Consider the following 24,329-nt stretch of genomic DNA (forward strand, 5'->3'; position numbering starts at 1 on the left):
GACCTCCTGATCCACGGCGCCACCAACAAGGACATCGCCGCCGCCCTGTTCCTCTCCTCACGCACCGTCGAACACCACGTCGCCGCCGTCCTGCGCAAACTCGACACCACCCGCGACCACCTCACCCGGCCGCAGGTCCCGCCGGAGCCGTAGCGGTCCCTGACAATGCCTTCACTGCGGCCACAGACGCAGGAGCCAGTGCTCGGCCCGGTGCGGAATGGGTTCGCCGGTGGGTTGGGGGTCGGTTCGGTGGGCGTCCAGGGTGTAGCGGCCGGGCGGGATGCGCAGGGCTCGGCCGGTGGGGAGGTTGGAGACACCGGAGGTGAGGGTGAGGTGGCCGTCTTCGAACTCGACGGTGAGCCGGGTGTGGTGCGGCCACGGTGCGGTTGGGGGTGCGGGTGGCGTGTCCCAGTACTCGAGGGTGACGTGGGGGTAGTGGTCGGACAGCGCGCTGTTGAGGGTGACCGCGCCGGCCCCGGTGGTGGCGAGCTGGCCCGGACGGGGGGTGGGTGGCCGGTCGTCGGGATCGCCGCTGGACAGGGCGGCGGTGTCGACGAGGTGGAAGAGGTGATGCTCGGCGCGGACCTCGGCCTGGAGTTCGGCGAGCGGCACCGGTGCGGGGGCCGGCTGATCCGTCATCGGGCCACTCGGGCGGCGGTCAGGGGTCGATCCGGACGTGGAAGGGGTCGTTGGTGAAGTCGCTGCCGAGGATGCGCCGGTTCTGGTAGAAGGCGCTGAGCTTGCCTCCGCCGCCGCGGTTGTCCCAGTCGTGGATGGGTTCGACGCTGTAGTTCTTCAGGTTGTCGTCGGCGCCCTCGAGGGTGGAGGCGAAGGGGTACTCGTCGCAGTCCAGGCCCTCGTGGGCGTAGTTGGGGAAGTACTTGAGGCAGGCGGCGACCGAGACCTTGCGGTGCGCGTCGATCGCGTCTTCGTCGGCGACGCGGTGCAGCGGCGCGGCACCCGGGGCTCCAGGGATCTTCTTGTTCGGGGCCTCGGGGACGGTCTGCTCCGGGTGGTACTGGGCGGTGAGGATGTGGTCGGCGGACTCGGGGTAGTCGGCGCGGTTGATGACCAGGGACTCGGTGACCCAGGGGAAGATGCAGCCCTCGCCGGCCGCGGTGCTGACGAGGTAGGGGGCGGAGTCGCAGCGGATGCCGCTGTTGGGCCCGGTGTAGGGGTTGGCCGCGCCCTCGCCGATGACGGAGACGTGTGCGGCGAGGTCGGCGTAGCTGATGAGGGCGGTACCGAGGCCGCCGGCGGCGTCCTGCCGGAAGGAGTAGTAGCGGCTGGTGAGCCCCTCGGCGGCCCACTGGCCGATCGGCTGGACGTAGGGGCCGCCGAAGCCGCTGTCGACCTTGCAGGGGCCGAAGCCCGGCCGGGCGGTGCAGGTGACGTTGACGCTCAGCGGCACCGCGGCGATGTCCCCTTCGAGGCGCCAGTTCCCGAAGACCTGGACGACGTCGACTTCGCGGCGCGCGTTGTGGCCGTACTGGACGTCCGTCATCTCCGCGTCCGCGCTGCCGGTGACGGAGCAGAAGATCCACCAGCAGGTGACGTGGGTAGGGTGGAGGTGGAAGGCCTGGCAGGTGACGAAGCGGGACTTGCCGTATCCCTGGTCGTGGAAGGCGGCGTCCTGTTCGCGGCACTCGTAGGCGGGCAGCTCGTCCTGGCCCGAGCGCCTGGTGGCACGCGGCGCGTGGTTCTCGTTCGGCCCGGGTTCCATGCTGCGGATGTCACGCAGGAGCTGGTCGAGAGGCTGCTCGTGGCCGGGTTCGGTCAGCGGGACGTGGGCGGGGGCCAGCAGGACATAGTCCCGCCGCCCCGAGGTGTCGTCAGGTTCTGCCGCCCGGGCGGGGACGGCGGCGGTGGCCATCGCGAGCAGGGCCGTGAGTACGACGGTCACGACGCTGCGGGGTCGGGGGCCGTGGCCCGGGGTGTGGCGGCCTGCGCGCATCATTGCCTCATTCCTGCGATCGGGACGCTCGGGCTCAGGAGCGGGGGTCGATACGCCAGCCGTGGGCGTCGCCGATCACGCTGGTCGAGGTGTCGGTGATGACCTGGCGGGTGTAGTCGTCACGGAACAGCCGGAACGTGACGTCGAACGCGGCCAGGTCGTTCGCGCACTTGTTGTTGGGGTAGCAGTGGTCGACGCGGATCTTGAGGACGACGGTGCGGTAGTCGGGGGTCTGGTCCTGGTTCTGGAACCAGGCGCGGACCTTCCAGCCGGCCAGCCCGTAGCCGCGGTTGGGTGCGGCCTGGGCGACTTCGAACGTCCACTCGTTGGCGGGCGTGAAGGCGCACGCGTTGATGGAGGTATCGACTTCGGCGGCCCGCTCCCAGTCGCCGTAGACGGTCTGCGTCTGCAGGCGGTAGGTGGGGGACGGCGCGCAGGCGGCCGCGCCCGCCGTGCCCTGAGTGGCCTTCGCGGCTGCGCCGGGCACGGCGGTGGCCAGGGCCGCGGTCGTCAGGGCGGCTACGGCCATTCGGCGCCCTGCGTGGCGCGTGATGTTGTTCATGTGGTTCCCTCTTCGCCAGGGTGGTTCGTATCCAACCCACCTAGAATGACGCACAGTCATTCTTCGCGCACTCAGAGTGCTGCAATGGTGGTGGCTAACACGCTGACCGTTTTTCGGGACAGGACGGCCGAGGCGACGTTCAGCGGGCTTGAACCCCGACGAGAACCTCACCGGCCGCAGTGCGGTCGTACAGCACGGACCGTGCGGCCCGCCTTCTGCGGATCAGCCGGGCGTCGAGCAGGACCTTGAGGTGGCGGCCCACCGAACCCAGTCCCTGGCCGGTCAGGGCGACCAACTGGGTGGTGCTCTTGGGGGTGTCCAGAAGGACGAGGACGCGCGCCCGCGCGGGTCCCAGCAGCGTGCCGAGAGCATCGGGCACAGGGACCGGGTCCTGCTCGGCCAGCACGCCTGAACACGGGTAGATCACGGCGTACCGGTCGGCCGTCCAGCAGACCCAGCCGATGTCCGGGGTGACGGGGACGAACAGCAGCCGTTTCCCCGAGATGTCCCGCGGCGGGTAGTCGTGCGGGTTGACCTGCAGCCGGCCTTCGCCCAGCCAGCGCATCCCCGGCCGCATGGCATCCAGCGTTGTGGCCCATCCGTCCCGTCCGAGTTGGCCGGTCCGTGCGACGACGTCGGCCTCGATGATCCGCCGGCGACGGTCCCAGTCCGGCCGGACCGCCGTCGTCCAGATCCACTCCATCAGATCGGCGAGGCGCTCGGCCATGCCCGGCCGCCGCAGTCGTTGTGGAACCGGGCCACCGAGCGCTGCCTCCAGGTCGGCCTGCACCCGGTCGTCCGGCCACGCCCGGATCCGCGCCAGTTCCTCGTGGAAGCCAGGATTCGTCTCGCCGGTGGGGGTCGGTGTGACGAAATCGGCGAGATAACGGGGGCGCAGCGCCGACCGTACGAGCAGCGCGGTGATCGGATCATCTGACAGCCGTGCCCGGTAGGCAGGCAGGTGGGCGCTGAGCCATGGGCGCTCGCCGGGGTGGGTGGCTGTCCCTTTCGCCAGGGAGATGAGGCATGCGGTGGTCTCGGCCAGTGCCGAGACCACGAACCGGCTCTCCGCCAGGGTGTCCGTGCTGATCCGCCACCAGCCCACGTTTCGCCTCCCCACGAAACATTAACGGGTCCGCCGAACCTGCCTTGAGGCTTCGGTCATGCCCACCACCTACCGACGGCTGTTTCGCACGCCCGAATTCACGCCTCTGTTCATGGCCGCGTCCACGCAGGTGGCCGCATCGACGGTCAGCGGCCTGGCCCTGAGCACACTCGTCTACGCGGCCACCGGCTCGCCCTTGTTGTCCGCGCTCAGTATGTTCGGCCCGTCCCTGGCCCAGGTGATCGGGGCGGCGGCGCTCCTGTCGGCGGCCGACAGGCTGCCACCGCGTGCGGCGATGATCAACCTGGCGGTGGCCTTCGGGTTGGGCACCACCGTACTCGCCGTCCCCGGTCTGCCCCTGTGGGCCGTGTTCACGACGATCATGCTGCTGGGGCTGGTCGGTTCAATAGGCGGCGGCGTCCTGTACGGGCTGCTCAGCGAGATCCTTCCGGCAGAGGACTATCTGCTCGGGCGGTCGGTGCTGAACATGTCCGTCGGTGCGATGCAGATCTGCGGATTCGCCGTCGGCGGCGCCCTGGTGGCTGCCCTTTCCCCACGCGGGACGCTGCTGACCGGCGCCGCCCTCCACCTCATGACGGCCGTTGTCACCCGGTTCGGGCTGAGCCGCCGCCCGGCGCGTGCCGCGGGGCGGCCGTCCGTCGCCGCGACCTGGCACACCAACGCACGGCTCTGGTCGTCACGGCCCCGACGGTACGTCTACCTCGCCCTGTGGGTCCCCAACGGCCTGATCGTGGGCTGCGAGTCACTGTTCGTTCCGTACGCGCCAGGACACGCGGGTGTGCTGTTCGCGTTCGCCGCCGGGGGAATGCTCATCGGGGACACGGTGACCGGCCGGTTCGTCCCACCTGCCTGGAGACGGCGGCTGGACGCCCCGCTGCGACTGCTGCTCGCCGCGCCGTACCTGCTCTTCGCGCTGCACCCCGCATTCGCGGTGGCCGTGGCCCTCGTCACCTTTGCCTCGATCGGCTACTCCGCCACGCTGCTCCTGCAGGACCACCTCATGGCTCTCACGCCCAAAGACATCCACGGCCAGGCACTGGGCCTGCATTCCTCCGGCATGACGGCCATGCAAGGCGTCGGCGCCGCCCTCGCCGGGGCGTTCGCCCAATACGTCTCGCCCGCCACCGCGATGGCCGTCATGGCCGCGGGGTCGGTGACGGTCACCCTGCTGCTGGCCCCAGGATTGCGCGGTCAGCCCCGACCGCCCCGCAACAGCCATCCCGGACAACAGCCATCCCGGACCGGCCGGAAAGAAAGCCGCGCCCCCGGCGGACCTTGTCGAGATCCGGCCCAACGTTTGACAGACGGTTGCCCGTGAAACCTCCGACCGTCCAGTCATCCACCAGCGAAGTCATTCGTGGTCTCCGGCGTCTCTCTGCGGCCGGCTTCTGGGTACCGTCGTGCGCAGCCTCAGTCAGCCTCATAGCGGGCAAGGCACCGACGGAGGTCCAGGTTCTCTCCTTACGCGACTTCCAGGACCTTGGCCCTCGCCATCTCCTCACGGTGGGCCTCCTGCTGCCGCGGGTGGCCCCACGGAGGTGTTCGGGCATCGGCGTCATGGGTCGGCTCCTGCTGTGGGGTGGTGGACGGCGGTTCGGGGCGGTCCGCTGGCTCCGCGGACCGCCCGGAACGATGCCTTCCAGGGTGCGGGCGGCCCATCGTGCGGTCCACTCGTCGGGCGAGGAGAGCCTCGCCAGGAGGGGGCCGACGGCCCGGGCGTCGTCGAGCAGGGCCGGCGTCTCGTGCGCAGCCACCCGCAGCCCCGCGTCGTCGAACAGGGCCACCACGGCATCGGTGTGGTCGCCGCAGCCCAGGCGGGCGAGGGCGTGCAGCGCCTCCCGGCGGACGACGGACCGCGGGCTGTGCAGGCCCCGCTCGGCGACGGCCACGCCGCGCGGGTCGGCGATGTTCTGCAGCAACCACAGAACGGCCGTCTCCAGCCGCCGGTCACGGGCGATCTCCTCGAACAGGGTGTCCGGGAAGGCGGCGGCGAGCCGGCCCCTGAGATCGGACAGCCGCTCGGCCGACTCCCTGGTCGGGGGGACGCCGGCCCAGGCCTCGATCGACTCCCCCCGCCCAGGAGGACGGCGAGCAACCGGCGCAGGCTCTGCGGCCCCGAGGCAGCCAGCGGTTCGTATGCCGTGTCGTCACCGCACGTCCAGCGTGCGGCCAGGGCATCGATCTCGGCGTCGGTCGGTTCCACGGGACACCACCGGATCGGGAGCGGGGGTCATGGCCCGGAGGAGCATACCCGCGTGGGCGCGGCCCTCGGGGTCCGAGGGCTCACTGCCGCCGCTCCAGCAGGCCGAGTTCGAGCGCCTTGACCACCGCGTGGGTGCGGTCGCCGACGTCCAGTTTGGCGAAGACCCGGAGCAGGTGCGTCTTCACGGTGGCCTCCGTGATGACCAGTCGGCGGCCGATCTCGACGTTGGACAGTCCGTCGGCGACCGCGCCGAGCACCTCCACCTCGCGTGCCGTGAGGGTCACCGGGGTCGGCCGTCGCATCCGGGCGACCAGCCGCTCGGCGACCCGCGGGGCGAGCACCGTCTCGCCCCGGGAGGCCGCGTGGACGGCGTCGACGAGTTGCTCGCGCGTGGTGTCCTTGAGCAGGTAGCCGACGGCCCCGGCCTCGACCGCGCGCTCGATCTCCTCGTCGGTGTCGTACGTGGTCAGGATCAGCACCTTGGTCCCCGACCGGGCGGCGACGATCTCGGCGGTGGCGCTCGCACCGTCGAGTACGGGCATCCGCAGGTCGATCAGCGCCACGTCGGGCCGCAGCCGGCGGACGAGTTCGACGGCGGCCCGGCCGTCCCCGGCCTCGCCGACGATGTGGATGTCCGGTTCGGGGGCCAGCAGGGCGACCACGCCGGCGCGCATGACCGTGTGGTCGTCGACCACGATGATGCGCAGCGCGCCGTCCCCCGTCGTCCGTGCCGTCATGTCGTCACACCTGTCCGCTGGTAGGAATCATGGCGAGTATGCGGGTGCCGTCGCCGACCGAGCTGGTGACGGTGAGCCTGCCGCCGAGGTCGGCGAGACGCCGGCGCATCCCGTTCAGCCCGAAGCCGGGAGCGGCCTCGACCACGAAGCCCTGTCCGTCGTCGGTGATCTCCAGCTCGATGCCGTGCGGCTGCTCGGCGAGCACGACCTCGACCGTGGTGGCGGCGGCGTGCTTGCGGACGTTGGCCAGTGACTCCTGCGTGCACCGCAGGAGGGCGATGCGGGTCGGCCGGTCGCAGCCGATGTCCGGCAGCTCGGCGTGGACGGCGAGCCCGGTGTCCTCGGCGAACCGGTCGAGGACGCGGCGCAGGGTCGTGGCGACCGAGCCGGGGGTGAGGCCGCTCTGCGGGGCGGAGCCGACCAGCACCCGGGCCTCGGCGAAGTTCTCGCGGGCGGTGTTCTCGATCGAGAGCAACTGCTGGGCGGTTCGGCCGGGATCATCGGTGAGTCCCGAACGGGCCGCCTCCGCCAGCACGATGATGGAGGCGAAGCCCTGGGCGAGGGTGTCGTGGATCTCCCGGGCGAGCCGTTCGCGTTCCTCGGTCGCCCCCTGCAGCCGATGTGCCTCGGCCAGGCGTCGCTGGGCGTCGTCCAGTTCGGCGGTCAGCCGGCGGGCGCGTTCCTCGCTCTGCTCGACCAGCCGGTGCACGCCCAGGCCGATCAGCGCGCCCGCCGTCCAGCCGATCAGGGTGAAGACGACGTTCCCCCCGAGGAACGCCTCGGTGCCCCACCCGTCGTGGTGGGCGATGCCGGCCACGATGCCCGTGGCGGCGACGGCGCTGAGGGCGATCGCGTGGCCCGCGCTCCTGGCGAGGAGCCAGAAGTGCGGGAGCGAGACGATGAACAGTGCCGCACCGTCGCCGCGTACCAGGGCCATCGCGCCGAGCACGAGGACCAGCACGGCCAGGTGGCCGTGGCGGCGGACGGCACTGCCGGGAAGCGCCGTCGCGAGCGCGTAGCTGGCGGCGAGTACGGCCATCAGCCCGATCGACCAGTACTTCGCCGTCCCCGCGTCCGTCACCACGGAGGCGATCGGCGGGCACACCCCCAGCACGGCCCAGGCGAGCGAGTACCAGCCGCGGAGCGTCCACCACTTCAACCGGTCGTCCCGTCGGAGCCGTTGGGTCATGATCGTCAGCCTACGTCCTGCAGCCACGCGGCAGTGACGGCTTCCGTACCCGCCGTCCTTGCCCGGCCGGCCGGTCGCCCCGGCCACCAGGCTCGGTCGCCGAGCAGCAGCAGGACCGCCGGCAGCACCATGAGCCGGATCACGACCGCGTCCAGCAGGACGGCCACCGCGAGGCAGAACCCCATCTGTTTCATCTCGGTCAGGTGCAGGGCGACGAACGCTCCGAACACCGTGACCATGACGATCGCCGCGCTGGTCACCACCCTCGCCGAGCGGCCGATCCCCTCCAGGACCGCCGCGCGGGCCGGCGTTCCGGCGCGCAGCTCCTCCTGGATCCGGCTGACCACGAAGACCTGGTAGTCCATCGACAGGCCGAACAGGATCACGAAGAGGAACAGCGGCACCCGCGAGGCGATCGCGCCGAGCGAGTCGAAGACGAGCAGGCCCTCCGCCCAGCTGCCCTGGAAGAACAGCACCAGCAGGCCGAGGGAGGCAGCGGCGGACAGCACGTTGAGCACGACGCCGATCGCGCCGATCACCACCGAGCGGAACGCCCACACCGTCATCAGGAAGGTCGCCAGCAGCAGGAACCCGATGACCAGCGGCAGCTTCTCCTGCTCGTGCGCCACGTAGTCGCGGCCGCGGGCCACGTCACCGCTCACCGCGCTCTCCGCCCCGGTCAGCGCGCCGACGGTCGCCGGCAGGTGGTCCCGGCGGAGGTGCCCGAGCGACCTGATCGCCTCGGCGGACGGTGCGGGGTACGGCACGGACAGCTCCAGCACGCTGGTCCGTCCGTCGGCCGAGGTGCGGAGCACCGGTGCGGCGTCCCGCGAGAACAGCGGGTCGGTCTGGGTGCGTCGGCCGAGTTCGGCCAGCGCCCGGCGCACCTGCTCGGACCGCTCGGGCGCGGAGCGGACGACGACCTCGTGCTTCACCAGGAGTTCGGGGAAGGCGGCGTTGAGCCGGTCGTAGACCTGCATCGCCGGGATGGCGCGGGAGAAGGTGTCCTTGCCCGGGTCGACGAGCCTGATCCCGAGTGCGGGGGCCGCGAGCCCGAGCATGACCAGCACCGACAGGCACAGGGTGAGGACGGGCCGCTTGCGGGCGGGCGCGAGCAGGGCACCCGACAGCCTGCCGCTCCCGCTCCCCGTACGCCTCGTCCGGGCCGTGATGCCGCGCCTCGCCCGGTGGGCCGGCCTGCGTGCCGCGCGGCGCTCGGTGCGGTTGCCGATCGTCACCAGCAGGGCGGGCAGGACGGTCAGCGAACTGGCCACGGCGACCGCGACGACCAGGATGGTGCCCGTCGCGAGGGAGGAGAAGATGACGTCGGTGGCCAGGTACAGGGTGGCGGTCGAGACGATGACGGCGAGCCCGGACACCACGATGGCGCGGCCCGCGGTTGCCGCGGCGAGGTCCACCAGGGCCTCGGATCCGAGGCGGCCCCCGGCACGGGCGCGTTCCTCGCGTTCCCGTTCGAGGTAGAAGAGCGTGTAGTCGACGCCCACGGCGAGGCCGATCAGCAGGATCATGTTGGTCCCGACGCCGGGGTCGGGAAGGACGTGGGACGCCACCATGGACAGGCCCAGGGCGGCGGCGATCGACGAGAGCGCCAGCAGGAGCGGAACCCCGGCCATGACCACCGAGCCGAAGACGAGCAGCAGGGTGACGAGCGTGACCGGCAGGGTGATCCGCTCGGAGAGCGCGAGGTCCTTGCCCCGCTGGTCGTTGACGCCCTTGCTGATGGAGGGCGATCCGGTCTCCTCGACGATCAGGCCCGGGTGGGCGGCCTGGGCGTTCGCCGTCTGTTCGAGCAGCGGGAGGACGTGCTTGCGGCCCTCCAGTTCGGCGCCCTTCAGCACGACGGCGACCCGCACGGCCGTACCGTCCTTCGACCGGACCGGGTCCGCCACGGAGGCCACCTCGGGCAGTCGGCGCATCCGTTCGGTGACGTCCCGGGCCGCTGCGTCGGCGGCGGCCGGGTCCAGTGCGCCGGACCTGGCGCGGATGAGGACCTGCTCGATGGGGGTCCGCTGGAGGCCCGCCTCGGCCGCGATCGTCTCGGCGCGTCCGGCCTCGCCGACCCGGAAGTCCTCGCCGGCGGCCTGGTTGGTGCCCATCGCGGCACCGACGGCGAGGCACAGGACGACGAAGGCGAACCAGCCGGCGATCGCGCTCCGGGTGTGCCGGGCGCTCCAGCGGGCTACGGCCACAGGGAGTTGACTCATGGCCACGATCCTGCTCGGCGGGGGGTGGCGCGCGGGACGACCACCGGACTGAACCCGCCGTCCACCGGTCGGTGGACACCGGGCGGGCAGCGGCTAAACGGGTGGCGGCGGGCGGCCGTCCCTGCGTAGCTTCGGGCGGGCCGCCTCGGGAGGGAATCGGGTCGTGAAACGCACGCGCAGTCGGGCCGCCGGGCCGGGACGGGTTCTGGTGGTCGGGGACGTCCACGGTGAGTTCGAGCTGCTCGCCGAACGGGTGGCGGCCATCCGTCGGGGACGCGGACCGGTGGATGCGGTCCTCGCGGTCGGCGACGTCGAGGCCAATCGCGACGAGGCCGATGCGGCCGGGGTGCACGGCCCCGCCAAGTACCGCAAGGTCGGCGACTTCCCGCTGGTCCACGAAGGGCTGCTCGATCTGGGGGCTCCGCTGTACTTCATCGGCGGCAATCACGAGCCCTGGCCGGCGCTGGACGATGCGGGTCCGGGCCGGTGGAGCGACGGTGTGCACTTCCTCGGCCGTGCGGGGATCGCCGAGGTGGCGGGCCTGCGCGTGGCGTTCCTGTCCGGCATCCACTCGCCCCGCATCACGGGCGTTCCCGCGGCGCGCCGCGAAACGGTCCGGGAGCGCACCTACTACACCGGGGAGGAGGTCGCACAGGTGGCCCGGGCCGCGCGCCGGGCGGGCCGGGTCGACGTCCTCCTGACGCACGACTGGCCCGCCGGGGTGTCCGGCCCGCACCGGGAGTCCCCGGTCGGTCGTCCCGAACTGCGGGCACTGGCCGAGCGGATCCGGCCGCGGTGGCACTTCTGCGGCCACATGCACCACCGACACCGCGCGGCCATCGGACCGACCGAGGTGGTCTGCCTGGACCACATCCGCTCCGGCGCACCCGCCTTCGCCGCCGTCGAGCGGGATCCCGACGGACGGCTGGTACTGGTCGAGGACATCGCCTACGAGGAGGGGGCCACACCGGTCCGGCGCTCGACGTGACGTTCCCGTCCGGTGGCGGGACGGGCGCGGACGGGACGGGCGGGCCTGTCCGCGCCCGCCGGGTCGGTGCTTCCCTGTGACGATGCCGCCGATGGCGTCCGGGGACCTGCCCCTCCGGTAGTCCGAGTGCCCGGTGCCGGCGTCCGTGGGCACGTGCTGGCCTCCGAAGCGGTCGTTGACCAGGCGATGACGAATGAGGCAAGTACGGGCCTGACCCTGGTCGTCATCAACTCCGTGCACGGCCTCTCGGCCGACACGTCCCGCCCTGCAGTTCGCCTCGCCCTGAACAACGGCTCCAAGCGCCCCGACCACCTGCTCACCGTCTTCTACGACCACGACGTCGAGGCCACCGGACGGATGCACGCCTACTTCCAAAGACAGAACATCCAGCCCTCCGAGCCCCCCACCATCGGACTCCTCAAGGACGGCGAACCGGTGTACTGCATTCCCCGCCACCGCTTCGAAGGCCGCGGCGCCCAAGCGGTGGCCGACGAGCTGAGCGCCGCCTTCGACGAGAACGGCCAGTAGCCCCACCCGGTCAAGGAACCGTCACCGGGCCCCGGGCCGGAAGGCGGCATCGCGTACCGCCCAGACCACACCCGACGACCCGTCGGCAAAACGTGCTCTCGGCGATCCCACCTCCCCGAGGCGCCACGGGTCACGCCTGGCGGTCCTTCGCCGGGTAGAGCCTCGCGTGGAACACCCGCGCCTCCCACCACAGACCGACCGGAGCTGGCAGCAACCTCCCGCCGCCAGCAGCTCAACCGATGCGCAGGTAGCCCCGCCCCCGAGATAGTGGTTACCTGTTGCTGATCGACTATTACTCAGAGGAGCTGGAATGTCGCAGGCGCAGGATGCCGCAGTGGCCGGGCCGGACCCGGACCTGAGCCTCGCCGAGATCTGGGCACCGATCTCGGGGAACAAGAACAGGCTCGTCCAGGAGGACTGCGGTCTCGACCCCAAGGCGGTCATCGCGCTGGACGAGGAGCAGGAGGTCGGCGACAGGGTCGGCCTGTACTGGGGCGAGGGCACCACCGTTCCCGAGGTCGAGTACGAGCTGACCGTAAGCGACCTCTACCGGAAAGAGGCCGGGTTCGAGGTGCCGTGGCCCTCCATCAAGGCCACCGGCAAGGGCGACATCCCGGTCTGGTACACGATCACCCCCGACGGCGCGGACACCCCCGTACGGAAGTCCACCAGGACCCTCGTCACCGTCGAGACCGTCACCGCGGCCGTCGAAACCGACTGACCGCCCCGCCCGACCCGGCGAAACCCCCGGCCCGGCCATCAAGGGATCCGGCGTCGGCATCAAGGTGTCCGCGCCGGGCATCGCCGGTCGCGGCGCGGTCGGCGGGTAGCGGTTCACCGGCAGGCCGGACGAGTGGCACCAGGCCGACCGCTGCGCTTGGATCGGGAGCGGTCGGCCTGTCGTTCGTGTGGTCCTGTGTCGGAGCCCGGCTACTCGCCGACGGGCGCCAGGGTGCCGGGCAGGGAGTGCTGAAGGCCGGCGGGGCGCTGGCGGCGGATCAGGGCCAGGCGGCCGTCGTAGAGGAGGACCGCGCACACCCGCTCCCGCACCGGCCCCGTGCTCGTCGCCGCGGCGTTGGCGGTCACCGCCGGGTCCAGGCCGAGCAGGCGGGCTCGTGCCAGCCCGTCCGGACGACCACCCCGCCCGGAGTGAGGTGCTCGCTCAACCAGGTCCTGCAGCACCCACCACCGGAGCGGACGGGGCCGGCGGCCGGGCGGCGCGGACCGGATCAGCGGGTGCGGGGACGGCGGGCGCGACCGGACGGCAGCGCCGGCGGGGACGCCTGGTGGAGGATGTCGTCATGCCCGAGGCTCTGCCCGCCCCACCGCCCCGCCGCCCCACCGCCCCACCGAACCTGACCGCCACCTGGACCGACCGGGAGGCGGCACGCTCACCAGGCCCGGATGCGGCCGTCGTAGGGCCGGGGCGCAGGATCCGGTCGCGGGGCCGGGTACTGCGGCGGAGTGCCGGGCAGTGGGAGGTGGGCGTGGACGGTCTTGCCGCTGCCGGGGTCGAGGGTCACGTACACGGTGTCGCACAGTGCTGTGACCAGGTGCAGGCCGCGGCCTTCGGTGGAGGTGTGCGGCTGTGCCAGGCGGGGCTGGGGCACCACTCGGCTGGTGTCGCTGACGGTGATATCGATGCCGGCCGAGTCGTTGGTGAGGTGGACGGTGCCAGGGCCGCGGGTGTGGCGGACGCTGTTGGTGACCAGTTCGCTGATGACGAGGAGGGCGTCCTCGTACAGGGTCCTCGGCAGGCGGGTCCGTTCGAGGAAGGCCCGGGCGTGGGCGCGCACGGATGCGACGCAGTCGGGCCGGTCGGTGAAGGCCTCGTCCCAGGATTCGCCGGTGGCGGCTGCCGGGGACGGGCGGACGCAGGGGAGTTCGAGGGTGCTCATGGCATGCCGGGCTTTCGGGGGCCGGTCGCGCCTGCGGGGGCTCGGCCGGAGCGGCGGGGGACGGCGGAGCGGGCGACGCGATCGCCGCCCGCCCTGCGGGGTTCCCGGCCGCCGAGGGGCGGCCGGGAACGTGGTGACGAGGGCTCAGCGGCAGTGCCAGCCGGCCGCGACCCAGACCCGCTCCCAGTGCGCCGGGCTCCACTTCTTCTCCCAGCCGGCCTTGTGCCACACCTTCTGGTCGTAGCCGTGGTGCCAGTGGTGGTCGGCGTCCCACCAGCCGGCGTGCCACTGGTGGTGCCAGTGCGCGGGCTGCCAGACGTTGTGCCACTGGCCGGGGACGAGCTTGCTCTCCCAGTGCGCCGGGTACCAGCGGCACTGCTGGTCGTGGTGGTGCCGGCGGTACTGCTGGTCGGATGCGGCCGCGCTGTTGACGGTGGCGGCCGAGGCGGATGTGGCGACGGCCGCGCCCCCACCGAGCATCACGCAGGTGGCGGCCACGGCCAGCGACTTCCTGATCCGCGTTGTGCGCATGGTCCATCTCCTTCCTGATCGGATGTCACCCGGCCCGCTGTGGTCCGATGTCCTCCTGAGGGGGCCGTGCGACGTGTTCCTGACCCTGATTCGTCCTGGGCCGCTCCTTGGACGGGTCATGGATCGGACCGAATCCGATCGAATGTTCAATAATCGGACCAGCGGGGTGCGGGCCTGACCGCAGGCGGGGCTTCGGCGAGCGGCCACGGGCACCTGCGGCTCGTGAACGGCGCGCAGGAATCCGCCCGGATCACGGGCATCCGGGAGACGCCCGGTTCTCTTCGCCGCCTGCGGGGCCGGTCGCTCCGGCGCTCCGGCGGCCGCGGGTGGGGCCTCCCGGACCGGGCCGGTGGGCGTCGTGGGGCGGGCGGGAGGCGCGTACGAACCGGTGGTCGAACGCCGACCGCGGGCCCCACAACGGGGGCGGGGGCCGCGGTCGGCGCAGGGGATGTCAGGAGGTGGGCATCAGGACGGTGTCGATGATGTAGACGGTGGCGTTGGCGGTCTGCACGTCGCCGCAGAGGACCTTGGCGGAGGCGTTGGCGGTGAAGTCGGGGGTGGTGCCGGTGACGGTGACGTCGCGGGTCTCCAGGGTCTTGTGGGCACCGGCCAGGGCGGCGGGGGCGAGGCGCTGGGGGACGACGTGGTAAGTGAGGATCTTGGTGAGCTTGTCCTTGTCGGCGAGGACGGCGTCGAGGTCGGCCTTGGGGAGTTTGGCGAAGGCGTCGTTGGTGGGGGCGAAGACGGTGATGTTCTTGGCGGAGTTGAGGGTGTCGACGAGGCCGGCCTTCGTGACGGCGGTGACCAGGGTGGACAGCAGCGGGTTGTTGGAGGCGGCGGTCGCGACGGGGTCGGCGGCCATGCCGGCGAAGGAGCCGGCGCCGTCCTTCGGCACCGCGGCGCAGGCGGCACCGAACGGCTTGGCCGCCACGACCGGGGCGGAGGGGGTGTCCACGGCCGGGGCCGGGTTCGCCGCGGCTGCGCCGGTCGCGGCGGCGGTGCTGCTGGTCTTGGCGGACGCGGTCCCGCCGTCGTCGCCGCCGCAGGCGGTGAGGGTCGCGGCGAGGACCGCTCCCAGGAGGAGGGCGGTGACGGGCTTGCGGCGCAGGATGGTGGTCATCGGTGTCTTTCGCTTTCCGGTGGGATGGGGGTGTGTCGGGTGGTACGGGCGGAGCGGGAACCGCTCCCGGACGGTGTGACTAGAGGACGGTGACGACGGTGCTGTGCCAGCCCGTCGCCCCCGAGGGGAAGGGGGGCCTGCGCACCTCGTCCTGGACGGCGCCGGAGCCGTCGGTGGCGCGTGCCTCCAGGCGGTGGGTGCCGGACGTGGCGCCGTGCCAGGTGTGGTGCCACTGCCGCCAGACGTCGGGCCCGGCGTCGGCGGCGAGGACGGCCTGTTGCCAGGGGCCGCCGTCGACGCGCACCTCGACCGCGGCGACGCCGCGGTGGGTCGCCCAGGCGGTGCCCGCGACGGTGACGTCCCCCGCCGGGACGCGGGCGAACGCGGTCGGCACGTCGATCCGGGACGCGGTGCGGACCTCGCCGGTGCGGTCCCAGCCGCGCGCGACCCAGTACGGGTCCCGGGCGGCGAAGGTGGTGACCTCCAGGTCGACCAGCCACTTGGTGGCGGAGGTGTAGCCGTACAGGCCGGGCACGGCGGTGCGGCAGGGGAAGCCGTGCTCCACCGGCAGCGGCGCGCCGTCCATCCCGACCGCGAGCAGCGCCGTCCGCCCGTCCAGCAGCACCTCCAGCGGCGTGCCGATGGTCATGCCGTCCTTCGAGCGGCCGAGCACCTGGTCCGCGCCGGCCCGCACACCGGCCCGGCGCAGCAGGCCGGGCAGGGAGGCGCCGAGCCAGCGGGTGGTGCCGATGTAGGGGCCGCCGACCTCGTTGGAGACGCAGGACATGGTGTGGTCCAGCTCTTCCAGGGGCAGGGCGAGGAGGTCGTCGAAGGAGAGTTCGAGCGGGCGGTCGACCAGGCCGTGAACACGGAGGGTCCAGTGCCGTGGGTCGATGCGGGGCAGGGTGAGCGCGGTGTCGACGCGGTAGAAGTCGGCCGTGGGGGTGTGCAGCGGCGCCAGTCCCGGGATGGCCGGGGCGGCGTCGGGCGGCAGGGTGGGCGCGAGGCGTTGCGGGGGCGGGAGTGTGACGGCGGAGCGGGCCGCGCTGACATCGTTGCGGCGGTCGGACAGGTGGCGTCCGGCGGGGGCGAGGCCCGCGGACAGGGCGATGACGGCACCGGCACCGATCACACTCCGGCGTCCCGGGGCGGCTGCTGCCGGGGACGGGGGCGGGGCGTCCTGGTGGCTTCCGGCCCCGGGGCCGGTGGGGCCTTCCTCATCCCGGCCCGGGCCGATCGCGCCCGGTCGCGCCGAGAAGGCGGGCAGGCGGCGGGGCCGCAGGAGGGTGAGCAGCACGATGGCGGCGGTGAGGGCCGCCGCGGCCGAGGGCAGGGCGTCGACGGCTTGGGCCCCGGGGCGGGTGAGAGCCGCCTTGGCGCCGAGCAGGCCGAAGCCGGCCGCGAGTGCGGCTCCCACGGTGGCGCGGCGGGCCGCGAGCGGTCCGAGGGCTGCGGCCAGCAAGCCCGTGACGGTGTAGATCCCGGCCAGGAGGACGGTCTTGTCCGACGTGCCGAACGATCGCACCGCCCATTCCTTGACGGCGGTGGGTGCGAGGTCGATCGCCGTCGAGCCGACCGCGAGGACGGGGGCGGCCTGGGGGCGGACGAACGCCGCCACCGCCTCGCCGACGGCAGCGGCCGCACAGGCGGCGGCGATCCCGCAGACCATCGCGGCCGGCATCGCGCTCGCAGCGCCGCGCCCGGCGGGGGAGGTTGTCACGTCGTTGGTCACACAGCGCATTCGGGTGAGCCGGTGCTGCGGATGGGTGCGGCTTTCAGGTTCACCCGTCGGGGTGACGGAGCGGGTCGGAGCCATCCGCCGGGCCGTCGGCGACGAATACGGTGCGACGGATGAACACCGTACTTGCCGTACTTCACATCCCCCACAGAGCACGGGAGGCCACCATGCACGCCTCACTCGACCGGCCGGCCGGAGCTCGGGCCGGGAACACCCGGCCGCCAGGGCACGGGGGTTCACGGCGCCCGGGATCCGGACAGTGAACTCCATCGCCTACCTCCACGGGCAGCCGGATGCGCACGGCGACCTGAAGACGGTCATGGAGCACGTCACCCGGGGTGATCACGCGGCGTTCGCCCGTCTGTACGACGTGCTGGCCGGGCCGGTGTTCGGCCTGGTACGGAGGGTGCTGCGGGACGAGGCCCAGTCGGAAGAGGTGATGCAGGACGTGATGCTGGAGGTATGGCGCGGCGCTGCCCGCTACGACCCGCACCGCGGGGAGGTGGTGCCGTGGGTGATGACCATCGCCCACCGGCGCGCCGTCGACCGGGTCCGCTACTGCCGCGCGGCGGCCGACCGCGACCAGAAAGCCGCCGCCGCGAACCAGGAGACCTCGTTCGACGAGGTCGCCGAGCAGGCCCAGGCCCATGGGGAGCAGCAGCAGGTCCGCCGGTGCCTGCGCCGCCTGACCGATCTGCAGCGCGAGTCCGTGCTGCTGGCGTTCTACCAGGGCCTGACCTATCCGGAGGTCGCCAAGCGCCTCGGTGCTCCGCTGAGCACCGTCAAGACCCGGATGCGCGATGCGCTGATCCGCCTTCGTGACTGCCTTGGAGCCGGATCATGACCGCCCGCGCCTGCGAGGACCTCCACCTGCTCACCGGCGCGTACGCCCTGCACGCCCTCGACGACGAGCACGACGCCTTCGAGGAACACCTCGGCAGGTGCGAGACCTGCCGGGAGGAGGTGGCCGGCTTCACCGCGGCCCTCGCCCGGCTCGCCACACCCCACGCCCTGCCCCCGCCGCCCGCGGTACGCGCCCGGGTCCTGGCCCGGCTGGAGCACGAGCGCCAGCTACCGCCGCTACGCCGCTCCGCCGACCGTCCCGCACCCACCGCCCGGGCGCGGGCCGGCTTCCGCGGGTCCCGGTGGCAGCGCTTCGCCCTGGCCGCCTCGCTGGCCGCGGCCACGACGCTCGGCGTGTTCGCGGTGCGCCAGCACGAACAGGCCGAACAGGCGCAGGCCACCGCCGAGCAACTGCGCTCCCAGCAGGCGGCGTTCGGCGAGCTGCTGACCGCTCCCGACGCCCGCGTGACCACCGCAGGCGCCGCCGACGGCGGCTCGGGCACCGGCACCGTCGTCTGGTCCGCCAGCCGCAACCAGGCGGGGTTCCTGGCAGCCGGACTGCCCGCCCCCGGACCCGGGCGCGTCTACGAACTGTGGCTCGACCACGCGGGCACCCTCAGCCCCGCCGGACTCCTGCCGGACGGCGACGGCGCCCTGCTCCTCACCGCCCCACTCGACGGCGCCCGCGCCGTCGGCGTCACCATCGAACCCGCCGGCGGATCCGCCCAGCCGACGAGCGAGCCCGTCATGGCACTGAAGCTGACCCCGAACCGCCTCGCGTGAACGCACCCCCGATCCCGGACGGCTCCAACACCACCGGCGCCTCCTCACACGCCCCGGACGGCAACGCCAGGCGGCAGCGGGCAGGGGCGGCGCCAGGGGCTGGGGCGAGGCCGGGCCACCCGGGGTCCGCCCGCCCCACTCCCCCGCTCGCCGAACGCTGGCGGCCGTGGCTCTCCGACCCGGCGGGGCCGGGCGAGGCGCAGTGTGCCGGACGTGCGCCGTGGAGCGGGGCGGTGTCCGGTGGTTGGCCGGAAGGGCGTTGCGCCGCCGGCGGGACGCGCTTTGATCGCCGCCGCTGCGAACGGTGTGCCGGCCTCGCCTTCCCTGGCCAGGCCGACCGGGGCCGGACGCGACAAGGCGCCTCGTCTCGCGCCGAGGGCACCGGTACCGGCAGAGGGGACCCTTTCCGACCGTAGCTGCTGTGCCCGTGCCCCGAGCCTGTGCTGCAGGTGCCGGGTTGTCTCGCTGCCACTCACGTCGGCGGAGGCAGGCTCACTCCGGACGGGCCGGCGATGAAGGCGTTCGCGGTGGCCTGCGCCGCGGTGACGGCTGTGCCGAGCACGGCGGTGGTGCCGGTGGCGGTGGTGCGGGTGGCGGTGGTGCGGGTGGCGATGGTGCCGGTGGCGGTGGTGCGGGCTGCGGTCGGGTTCCCGCGGTGCCGGAGCGAGCGCTGTGCGGCGGCTGCCGAGCGGTGGATCCGCCCAGTGGATCCGCCCGGTCCGGCTCTCGGCAGTGTGGTCGCGCACGCGCTGTCGCCCGGCCAGGGCGGTGGCCTCGGTGACGAAGGCGGTCTCGTCCGGGCGGGCGGGACCTCCTCACCGCGCGGCGCGAGGGCCGCACTACGGGTGCGCTCCAGCCGGTCCGGGCCGGTCTTCTCCCGCGACTCCGACGCCGAGCCCGCCGGAGCCACCTGGAACCGCCCACACACCGGATGAGGACGGCCGGGGTGTCGAGTTCCGCCTCGACGGCCACTCACCACAGCACCTGACCTGCGGATTCACCCGGACTGCGCAGCCCCTCCTGTTGTCCTCGCCCGCAACAGCACGCATGGTGAGAGCGCAGCCCTTGCGCCCCAGCAGGTCGGCTCAGGCACCAGGAGCATCCCCCATGACCGAACCCTCGGCCCCCCGGCACGAAGCCCCCGTGAAGACCATCGCCTTCGTCCAGTACCCGGGCCTCACCCCGCTCGACATCGTCGGCCCACTACAGGTCTTCAGCGAGCTGTCCCATCTCGCCCCCGGCTACGACACGGTCGTGGTCGGCGAGCGGATCGAACCGATGGCCACCGACACCCCGCTGTCCCTGATCCCCAGCCACACCTTCGAGACCATGCCCGACCCGTACGCACTCATCGTGCCCGGCGGCACGACCGCCACCCTCGCCGCGATGGCCGACGAGAAACTGCTGGACAAGCTGCGCGCCGCGGCCGCACGATCCGAGATCGTCGGCTCCGTGTGCACCGGCTCGCTGCTGCTCGCCGCCGCCGGCCTCCTGGAAGGACGCCGCGCCAACTCGCACTGGATGTACCGCCACCTGCTGGCCAGGTTCGGAGCGATCCCGGTGGCCGAACGCTGGGTGAGGGACGACAACGTCATCACCTCCGCCGGAGTGTCGGCCGGCATCGACACGGCACTCCACCTGGTCGGCGAGATCGCCGGCCACGACACCGCCCGCAAGGTCCAGCTGTTCCTCGAGTACGACCCCCAGCCCCCGTTCGGCCCGATCGACTGGCAGGCCGCCAACCCCGGCCAGTACGCCCCCCAGGGCCAGAAGCGCCTTCGCCAGGCCCTCGCCGACCACCCCGAACTCCTGGCACGCCTGACCAACTGACCTGGCGGTCCGCTCCGTGATACCGAAGAGCCGCACCGGCTTCAGCGGGTCCGCACTCTTGAACGCCTCGTTGAGGGCCCGGTCCCGCGCAAGCCTCCAAGGTCACGCCCTTCATCGGGACCGGCAGCACCAGCGGACCCAAGTCCTTTGCAGCGCGGGCCTGCACGCACCCCGGGCACTCCAGCCGGTCCGATCCGGCCTTCTCCCGCAACTCCAGTACCGAGCCCTCCTTCCCCTCGATCGAGCCCCGGCACGTCCGGCACGGGCGCAGCGCCGCGTTGACCATGCGGGCGGCTTCCAGCCGCTCCTCCGTCTCCCGTTCCAGCCGTTCCCTGCGTTCCTGGTGGCAGGTCCAGCAGCGGCCGCCAGGCCGGCAGGTCCACTTGTGGTTGTCGCGGAGGCCGGCTGGCGGGAGCGATCGGGACACACGGTCGGCTGCCCACCGGCACGCCGCCGCATGCCGGCCGATCTCCGGTTGCGGCGCGCGGGCAGGCGAATGAAGCTACTGAACGTGTCGGTTTGATTGCGAACGGTTTGCGCAGGCCGACGACGCCGACGACCAGGAGCTCGATCCATGACCACAACGCCCACCCTCACCGCCGTCACGGCCGCTGTCGAGCAGCTGCCCAGGCCGCCGCTTCGCGACTCCGAAGAGATCCAGGGCAATGTCCTGGCGGCCTTCAACAAGGACCACCTCACCTACCTGCACGTCCGCTTCCCGGACGCCAAGCGCGGGCGGGCCTGGATCGCGGGGATGCTCACCTGCATCTCTGTCACCAAGGAGGTCGAGGATTTCAACGAGCAGTTCTCCGTGTCCCGCAAGGCCTTCGACATGGACCCCGGCTTCACCGCCACCTGGGTCGGTATGTCGCTGACCTGTCCGGGCCTGAAGCTGGTCGCCGCCGAACCGGACCAGATCGACTCCGACCTCGCCCCGTTCGCCTCCCTGCGTCAGGGCGCGGACGGCCGCGCGCAGGCCATGGGTGACACCGGCGACAGCGCGCCCGACAGCTGGCTCTTCGGCGCGCCGTCCGCACCGGTGCACGCCATCGCGCTGATCGCCTCCGACTCATTGGACCGGATGCGGGAATGGGTGGAGCGGCTCAAGATCCTCGGGCAGGCCAATGACGTCGCCCTGGTGTACGAGGACCTGGGGCAGACCCTGCCCGGCGCACTGCGGGGCCACGAGCACTTCGGGTACAAGGACGGCATCTCCCAGCCCGGCGTGCGGGACTTCCACCTGGAGGACCCGAACCGTCCGGGCTTCCGGCTCGGTCACCCGGGCACCGAGCTGATCGCCGCCGGCGAGTTCGTCTTCGGCCACCCCGCCGAGCCCGGCAGCACAGGCCGCCAGGCGCCGCGGTGGATGCACAACGGGTCACTGCACGTCATCCGCCGCCTGCACCAGGACGTCGGGAAATGGAACCGGGCGGTGGTGGACTCCGCCAAGAACATGACGCCGCCCATCGAGGACCCCAACCTGATGGGAGCCTGCCTGGTCGGCCGGTTCAAGAGCGGTGAGCCGCTCGCCCGTCCGGACGACGAGGCCCGCGGTCTGGGCAAGGACCGCAACGATTTCGACTACGCGAACGACCCGATGGGCAAGGACACCCCGTGTGCCTCGCACATCCGCAAGACCCACCCCAGGTCGTTCGTCGGCAGGTCCAATCGCCTCATGCGCCGCGGCATCCCGTACGGGCCGGTGTTCTCCGGCGCGACCGAGACCGCCGACCGTGGACTGATCTTCGCCTGTTACGGCACCTCCCTGGAAGAGCAGTTCGAGCTCGTCCAGCAGCACTGGTCCAACAGCGAGCGCTTCGTCGGCGGCGACCCGACAGCGCCGACCGGCGTGGACGCGGTGATCAGCCCCGGCGGCAAGATCAACCTCGCCATCGAGCACCAGGGCACCTCCAACAAGGGCACGCTCACCATGGCGCGTTTCGTGAAGACCACCGGCGCTCTCTACGGACTCACCCTGTCCATGAGCACCCTGAAACTGATCGCGGCCAACCAGCCCCTGCCCCGCTGACTCCGACCGGCCCTCCCGCCCCGAAGATGCGCTGCCGAGCGGGAGGGCCCGTCGCAGCCCGCGACTACCCGATCTCCATGAACCGCCTGCCCCCGAACCGGCAGAATCCCCGCCGCCCCGGATCCGGCGGGACACCCATGACCTCCGCGAAGGCCAGTTCGAAACTGGCCCGCGAGGGGGCGGACCACATCGGACGGCGGGTGCCTCGACCCGTCGAGTCGGGCCACCCGCCACCTGCACGCCATACCCGCTGACCGGTCGGCCGGTTCAGCGGCGTCCACACCCCGGACGATCACACCTGCGGGGGCCAGGAGGCACAGAGGGTGTTCTCCGAGCCCAGGGCCACAGTGACACCGACGGCCATCCGGAAGGCACCGACACCCTCGTCGGTGAGACCCAACACCACCGAGGCCCCGCCGGCACCCGTCGCCAGGTCCGACAGCAGCCGACCGCTCTCCCAGAGCGGCCCGGAGACCAGCACCTTCATCGAGAAGGTGTACGGGCGCTCCCCCGTGACCTCGATGCGGTCCGCCGCGGGTGACGGCTCCACGGTCGCGACCTGCCCCTCCTGCCCCTGCGGTCCCGAGGTCCGCACGGACACCCGCAGCGGCGCGGACAGGTGCAGCGGCCCGGAGCCCGGGGTCCCCGGGGCGATCGACGCCGTGATCTCCAGCGTCCCGTCACGGAATCCGAGGCCGAGGAACGCCAGGGCCGGGACCTCCGCCACCGGCGCCGGAAGCCCGGCAACCGGCAGGAGTCCGCCCTGGTCCGTCAACGGCGGAAGCTCCCGCAACCGTGCCAGGTTCACCGCGACGTCGGCCGGGACCTCGCCGCGCCGGTAGGCGGTGGTCTCCCCGCTCGGGCTGATGAGCTCCACGGCGATGTCGTTGTCGGGGTCGTCCAACTCCTCGTACAGGTCGTCCAGGCACTCCCAAGGGTCGATGCCCTCGGCGTTCAGCCGCTCCTCCTCCCTCCGGTGGACGAACGTGGAACGGGGGGCGCCGAACACGTCGCGCTCTTCCACCGGCAGAAAGCCCGCTTCCTGGAGGAGGCGGACCAGGAACTCCGCCATCCCGGGGGGATGTTCGGTCAACTTCTCCTCGCCGCCGTACCTGCGGACCACCACCGGCCAACGCTCCGGATCGGGCCCGTCCATCCGCCAGTACAGGAGTCCGTACGTATCCCCGTAACTCTTCAACCTGCCCCGCCCGCCGGAAGAGCGCCCGGGTTTCGGTTGTCCGCAGTGCCGACCGCGGCAGCGGTGCCGAGCTGGCGGGCGTCTGGTCCCCGCCGGAAGCCGGCCCAACCACCTGATCCCACCTCCTTCTCCTTCCGTATGGGCGCACCCTCTGCCATGGAGTGGCGGCGGCGAGGGAGGGATCCCAGCAGGTCTGCGAGCGTGGCGCCGTCCTCGGCCCAGCGGCGCAGACGGTCGCGGTCGATCCAGTGGATGCCGTGCGTGTCGCCCCAGGCAGCGGCATCGCGGGTGAGGCCGCCGTTGGTGACGACGACGGCGATGTCCGCGTGGTGGACCGGGCCTGCGGTCCCTTTGACCTGGTACATGACCTGGGCACCGACTTTGCCGGCGACCCTGGTGTGCTTGCACTGGACGACGATCCGGCCGTGCACGGGGTGGTGGGCGATGACGTCGGCGGCCTGATCGCCCTGGCGGCCGACCTGCCGGGCCGAGGTGCACCCGTCGCGCAGGAGCAGGTCGCGGGCGGCGAACTCGAACTGCCGGTCCGTCATCGCGTCGATCGTCGCAAGCGTCAGCCGCAGGCGCGACGCCCGCTCCGTCTGTGCCCGCCGCCTCACAGTGGCCTGCCCCGACCGGTATGTGGCCGCTGCGGCGGCCAGGACCGCAGCGGCGGCGAGCATCGGCCAGACGGCGGCAAGCATAGCGGGGGCGGCAGTAGGCCGTTCTGCTCCGTCGATCCTTCGTGGTGTGCCGGGGTCGGCGGTGCCGACCCCGGCGGGCGGGTGTCAGGAATCGCGGATTGGGCGTGACGAAGACCGCCTCCGCCTCCCGAGCCGGATGCCGTAGG

Annotated in this window: 24 protein-coding genes; 9 read left to right on the forward strand and 15 right to left on the reverse strand. The window is 72.4% G+C overall.

The window, feature by feature from the left end; genetic code table 11:
- Positions 1 to 9 precede the first annotated feature (9 nt).
- Positions 10 to 153, forward strand: a complete 144-nt coding sequence (locus tag ACWEQL_RS12945) for a helix-turn-helix domain-containing protein (RefSeq protein WP_452150332.1) — start codon at positions 10 to 12, stop codon at positions 151 to 153.
- Between the two features lie 18 nt (positions 154 to 171).
- Here the strand turns inward: ACWEQL_RS12945 and ACWEQL_RS12950 are convergent, their stop codons facing one another.
- The 4 genes from ACWEQL_RS12950 to ACWEQL_RS12965 form a co-directional block, all read right to left on the reverse strand.
- Positions 172 to 639 (reverse strand): hypothetical protein, encoded by a 468-nt coding sequence (locus tag ACWEQL_RS12950; RefSeq protein ID WP_452150277.1) that lies wholly within the window; start codon positions 637 to 639, stop codon positions 172 to 174.
- Between the two features lie 19 nt (positions 640 to 658).
- Complete coding sequence (locus ACWEQL_RS12955) at positions 659 to 1,903, reverse strand: NucA/NucB deoxyribonuclease domain-containing protein (protein WP_452150278.1); 1,245 nt, start codon at positions 1,901 to 1,903, stop codon at positions 659 to 661.
- 85 nt (positions 1,904 to 1,988) lie between these two features.
- Positions 1,989 to 2,516, reverse strand: a complete 528-nt coding sequence (locus ACWEQL_RS12960; RefSeq protein ID WP_452150279.1) for a hypothetical protein — start codon at positions 2,514 to 2,516, stop codon at positions 1,989 to 1,991.
- Positions 2,517 to 2,655: 139 nt separating this feature from the next.
- Positions 2,656 to 3,621 (reverse strand): transcriptional regulator, encoded by a 966-nt coding sequence (locus tag ACWEQL_RS12965; RefSeq protein ID WP_452150280.1) that lies wholly within the window; start codon positions 3,619 to 3,621, stop codon positions 2,656 to 2,658.
- 58 nt (positions 3,622 to 3,679) lie between these two features.
- Here ACWEQL_RS12965 and ACWEQL_RS12970 point away from each other — a divergent pair, with 58 nt between their 5' ends.
- A complete protein-coding gene (locus ACWEQL_RS12970) occupies positions 3,680 to 4,960 on the forward strand; it encodes an MFS transporter (protein ID WP_452150281.1) in 1,281 nt (426 codons plus the stop codon).
- A 965-nt stretch (positions 4,961 to 5,925) separates the two neighbouring features.
- Here ACWEQL_RS12970 and ACWEQL_RS12975 read toward each other — a convergent pair.
- From ACWEQL_RS12975 to ACWEQL_RS12985, 3 genes are read right to left on the reverse strand one after another with little or no spacing between them, the layout of a single operon-like run.
- Positions 5,926 to 6,582, reverse strand: coding sequence for a response regulator (locus tag ACWEQL_RS12975; protein WP_452150282.1), 657 nt, complete (start codon positions 6,580 to 6,582; stop codon positions 5,926 to 5,928).
- A 4-nt stretch (positions 6,583 to 6,586) separates the two neighbouring features.
- Positions 6,587 to 7,771 (reverse strand): sensor histidine kinase, encoded by a 1,185-nt coding sequence (locus ACWEQL_RS12980; RefSeq protein WP_452150283.1) that lies wholly within the window; start codon positions 7,769 to 7,771, stop codon positions 6,587 to 6,589.
- A gap of 5 nt (positions 7,772 to 7,776) precedes the next feature.
- The gene (locus tag ACWEQL_RS12985) at positions 7,777 to 9,996 is read right to left on the reverse strand and encodes an MMPL family transporter (RefSeq protein WP_452150284.1); all 2,220 of its coding nucleotides are present in this window, start codon (positions 9,994 to 9,996) and stop codon (positions 7,777 to 7,779) included.
- Between the two features lie 163 nt (positions 9,997 to 10,159).
- Between ACWEQL_RS12985 and ACWEQL_RS12990 the strand changes: the two genes are divergently transcribed.
- The 3 genes from ACWEQL_RS12990 (at position 10,160) to ACWEQL_RS13000 (ending at position 12,233) form a co-directional block, all read left to right on the forward strand.
- Complete coding sequence (locus ACWEQL_RS12990; RefSeq protein WP_452150285.1) at positions 10,160 to 10,984, forward strand: metallophosphoesterase family protein; 825 nt, start codon at positions 10,160 to 10,162, stop codon at positions 10,982 to 10,984.
- A 153-nt stretch (positions 10,985 to 11,137) separates the two neighbouring features.
- A complete protein-coding gene (locus tag ACWEQL_RS12995; protein ID WP_452150286.1) occupies positions 11,138 to 11,512 on the forward strand; it encodes a BrxA/BrxB family bacilliredoxin in 375 nt (124 codons plus the stop codon).
- Positions 11,513 to 11,822: 310 nt separating this feature from the next.
- On the forward strand, positions 11,823 to 12,233 hold the full coding sequence (locus ACWEQL_RS13000) for a hypothetical protein (protein WP_452150287.1): 411 nt from the start codon (positions 11,823 to 11,825) through the stop codon (positions 12,231 to 12,233).
- Between the two features lie 209 nt (positions 12,234 to 12,442).
- Here ACWEQL_RS13000 and ACWEQL_RS13005 read toward each other — a convergent pair whose 3' ends face one another.
- The 5 genes from ACWEQL_RS13005 to ACWEQL_RS13025 all read right to left on the reverse strand — a co-directional run bounded on the left by ACWEQL_RS13005 (position 12,443) and on the right by ACWEQL_RS13025 (position 16,802).
- Positions 12,443 to 12,598 carry a hypothetical protein gene (locus ACWEQL_RS13005; protein WP_452150288.1) on the reverse strand — a complete coding sequence of 52 codons (156 nt, stop codon included), beginning with the start codon at positions 12,596 to 12,598 and terminating at the stop codon, positions 12,443 to 12,445.
- A gap of 305 nt (positions 12,599 to 12,903) precedes the next feature.
- Positions 12,904 to 13,410, reverse strand: coding sequence for an ATP-binding protein (locus tag ACWEQL_RS13010; protein ID WP_452150289.1), 507 nt, complete (start codon positions 13,408 to 13,410; stop codon positions 12,904 to 12,906).
- A 144-nt stretch (positions 13,411 to 13,554) separates the two neighbouring features.
- On the reverse strand, positions 13,555 to 13,941 hold the full coding sequence (locus ACWEQL_RS13015; protein ID WP_452150290.1) for a hypothetical protein: 387 nt from the start codon (positions 13,939 to 13,941) through the stop codon (positions 13,555 to 13,557).
- Between the two features lie 451 nt (positions 13,942 to 14,392).
- Positions 14,393 to 15,061: a fasciclin domain-containing protein gene (locus tag ACWEQL_RS13020; protein WP_452150291.1), complete on the reverse strand. Its 669-nt coding sequence runs from the start codon at positions 15,059 to 15,061 to the stop codon at positions 14,393 to 14,395.
- Between the two features lie 79 nt (positions 15,062 to 15,140).
- A complete protein-coding gene (locus ACWEQL_RS13025) occupies positions 15,141 to 16,802 on the reverse strand; it encodes a molybdopterin-dependent oxidoreductase (RefSeq protein ID WP_452150292.1) in 1,662 nt (553 codons plus the stop codon).
- A 256-nt stretch (positions 16,803 to 17,058) separates the two neighbouring features.
- Here ACWEQL_RS13025 and sigK point away from each other — a divergent pair, with 256 nt between their 5' ends.
- Together sigK and ACWEQL_RS13035 are read left to right on the forward strand one after the other, a co-directional pair.
- Complete coding sequence (gene sigK / locus ACWEQL_RS13030) at positions 17,059 to 17,643, forward strand: ECF RNA polymerase sigma factor SigK (RefSeq protein ID WP_452150293.1); 585 nt, start codon at positions 17,059 to 17,061, stop codon at positions 17,641 to 17,643.
- The gene (locus tag ACWEQL_RS13035) at positions 17,640 to 18,425 is read left to right on the forward strand and encodes an anti-sigma factor (protein WP_452150294.1); all 786 of its coding nucleotides are present in this window, start codon (positions 17,640 to 17,642) and stop codon (positions 18,423 to 18,425) included. The genes sigK and ACWEQL_RS13035 overlap by 4 nt, the downstream gene beginning before the upstream one ends.
- Positions 18,426 to 18,897: 472 nt before the next feature.
- Here ACWEQL_RS13035 and ACWEQL_RS13040 read toward each other — a convergent pair whose 3' ends face one another.
- Positions 18,898 to 19,335: a hypothetical protein gene (locus ACWEQL_RS13040; protein ID WP_452150295.1), complete on the reverse strand. Its 438-nt coding sequence runs from the start codon at positions 19,333 to 19,335 to the stop codon at positions 18,898 to 18,900.
- 197 nt (positions 19,336 to 19,532) lie between these two features.
- On the opposite strand from ACWEQL_RS13040, the gene ACWEQL_RS13045 reads away from it, so the two are divergent.
- Together ACWEQL_RS13045 and ACWEQL_RS13050 are read left to right on the forward strand one after the other, a co-directional pair.
- The gene (locus tag ACWEQL_RS13045) at positions 19,533 to 20,255 is read left to right on the forward strand and encodes a DJ-1/PfpI family protein (RefSeq protein WP_452150296.1); all 723 of its coding nucleotides are present in this window, start codon (positions 19,533 to 19,535) and stop codon (positions 20,253 to 20,255) included.
- Between the two features lie 574 nt (positions 20,256 to 20,829).
- Positions 20,830 to 22,284 carry a Dyp-type peroxidase gene (locus tag ACWEQL_RS13050; RefSeq protein ID WP_452150297.1) on the forward strand — a complete coding sequence of 485 codons (1,455 nt, stop codon included), beginning with the start codon at positions 20,830 to 20,832 and terminating at the stop codon, positions 22,282 to 22,284.
- Positions 22,285 to 22,576: 292 nt separating this feature from the next.
- Here ACWEQL_RS13050 and ACWEQL_RS13055 read toward each other — a convergent pair whose 3' ends face one another.
- On the reverse strand, positions 22,577 to 23,410 hold the full coding sequence (locus tag ACWEQL_RS13055; protein WP_452150298.1) for a hypothetical protein: 834 nt from the start codon (positions 23,408 to 23,410) through the stop codon (positions 22,577 to 22,579).
- Between the two features lie 68 nt (positions 23,411 to 23,478).
- The gene (locus ACWEQL_RS13060) at positions 23,479 to 24,183 is read right to left on the reverse strand and encodes a restriction endonuclease (RefSeq protein ID WP_452150299.1); all 705 of its coding nucleotides are present in this window, start codon (positions 24,181 to 24,183) and stop codon (positions 23,479 to 23,481) included.
- Positions 24,184 to 24,329 lie beyond the last annotated feature (146 nt).

This window comes from Kitasatospora sp. NPDC004240 (genome assembly GCF_053603215.1).

What these genes read in the sequence shown, in the direction of transcription:
- ACWEQL_RS12950 (WP_452150277.1), bottom strand. Translation starts at nt 639, where the DNA reads ATGACGGATCAGCCGGCCCCCGCACCGGTGCCGCTCGCCGAACTCCAG.
- ACWEQL_RS12960 (WP_452150279.1), bottom strand. Translation starts at nt 2,516, where the DNA reads ATGAACAACATCACGCGCCACGCAGGGCGCCGAATGGCCGTAGCCGCC.
- ACWEQL_RS12970 (WP_452150281.1), top strand. Translation starts at nt 3,680, where the DNA reads ATGCCCACCACCTACCGACGGCTGTTTCGCACGCCCGAATTCACGCCT.
- ACWEQL_RS12975 (WP_452150282.1), bottom strand. Translation starts at nt 6,582, where the DNA reads ATGACGGCACGGACGACGGGGGACGGCGCGCTGCGCATCATCGTGGTC.
- ACWEQL_RS12980 (WP_452150283.1), bottom strand. Translation starts at nt 7,771, where the DNA reads ATGACCCAACGGCTCCGACGGGACGACCGGTTGAAGTGGTGGACGCTC.
- ACWEQL_RS12985 (WP_452150284.1), bottom strand. Translation starts at nt 9,996, where the DNA reads ATGAGTCAACTCCCTGTGGCCGTAGCCCGCTGGAGCGCCCGGCACACC.
- ACWEQL_RS13000 (WP_452150287.1), top strand. Translation starts at nt 11,823, where the DNA reads ATGTCGCAGGCGCAGGATGCCGCAGTGGCCGGGCCGGACCCGGACCTG.
- ACWEQL_RS13010 (WP_452150289.1), bottom strand. Translation starts at nt 13,410, where the DNA reads ATGAGCACCCTCGAACTCCCCTGCGTCCGCCCGTCCCCGGCAGCCGCC.
- ACWEQL_RS13015 (WP_452150290.1), bottom strand. Translation starts at nt 13,941, where the DNA reads ATGCGCACAACGCGGATCAGGAAGTCGCTGGCCGTGGCCGCCACCTGC.
- ACWEQL_RS13020 (WP_452150291.1), bottom strand. Translation starts at nt 15,061, where the DNA reads ATGACCACCATCCTGCGCCGCAAGCCCGTCACCGCCCTCCTCCTGGGA.
- ACWEQL_RS13025 (WP_452150292.1), bottom strand. Translation starts at nt 16,802, where the DNA reads ATGCGCTGTGTGACCAACGACGTGACAACCTCCCCCGCCGGGCGCGGC.
- ACWEQL_RS13035 (WP_452150294.1), top strand. Translation starts at nt 17,640, where the DNA reads ATGACCGCCCGCGCCTGCGAGGACCTCCACCTGCTCACCGGCGCGTAC.
- ACWEQL_RS13045 (WP_452150296.1), top strand. Translation starts at nt 19,533, where the DNA reads ATGACCGAACCCTCGGCCCCCCGGCACGAAGCCCCCGTGAAGACCATC.
- ACWEQL_RS13050 (WP_452150297.1), top strand. Translation starts at nt 20,830, where the DNA reads ATGACCACAACGCCCACCCTCACCGCCGTCACGGCCGCTGTCGAGCAG.
- ACWEQL_RS13060 (WP_452150299.1), bottom strand. Translation starts at nt 24,183, where the DNA reads ATGCTTGCCGCCGTCTGGCCGATGCTCGCCGCCGCTGCGGTCCTGGCC.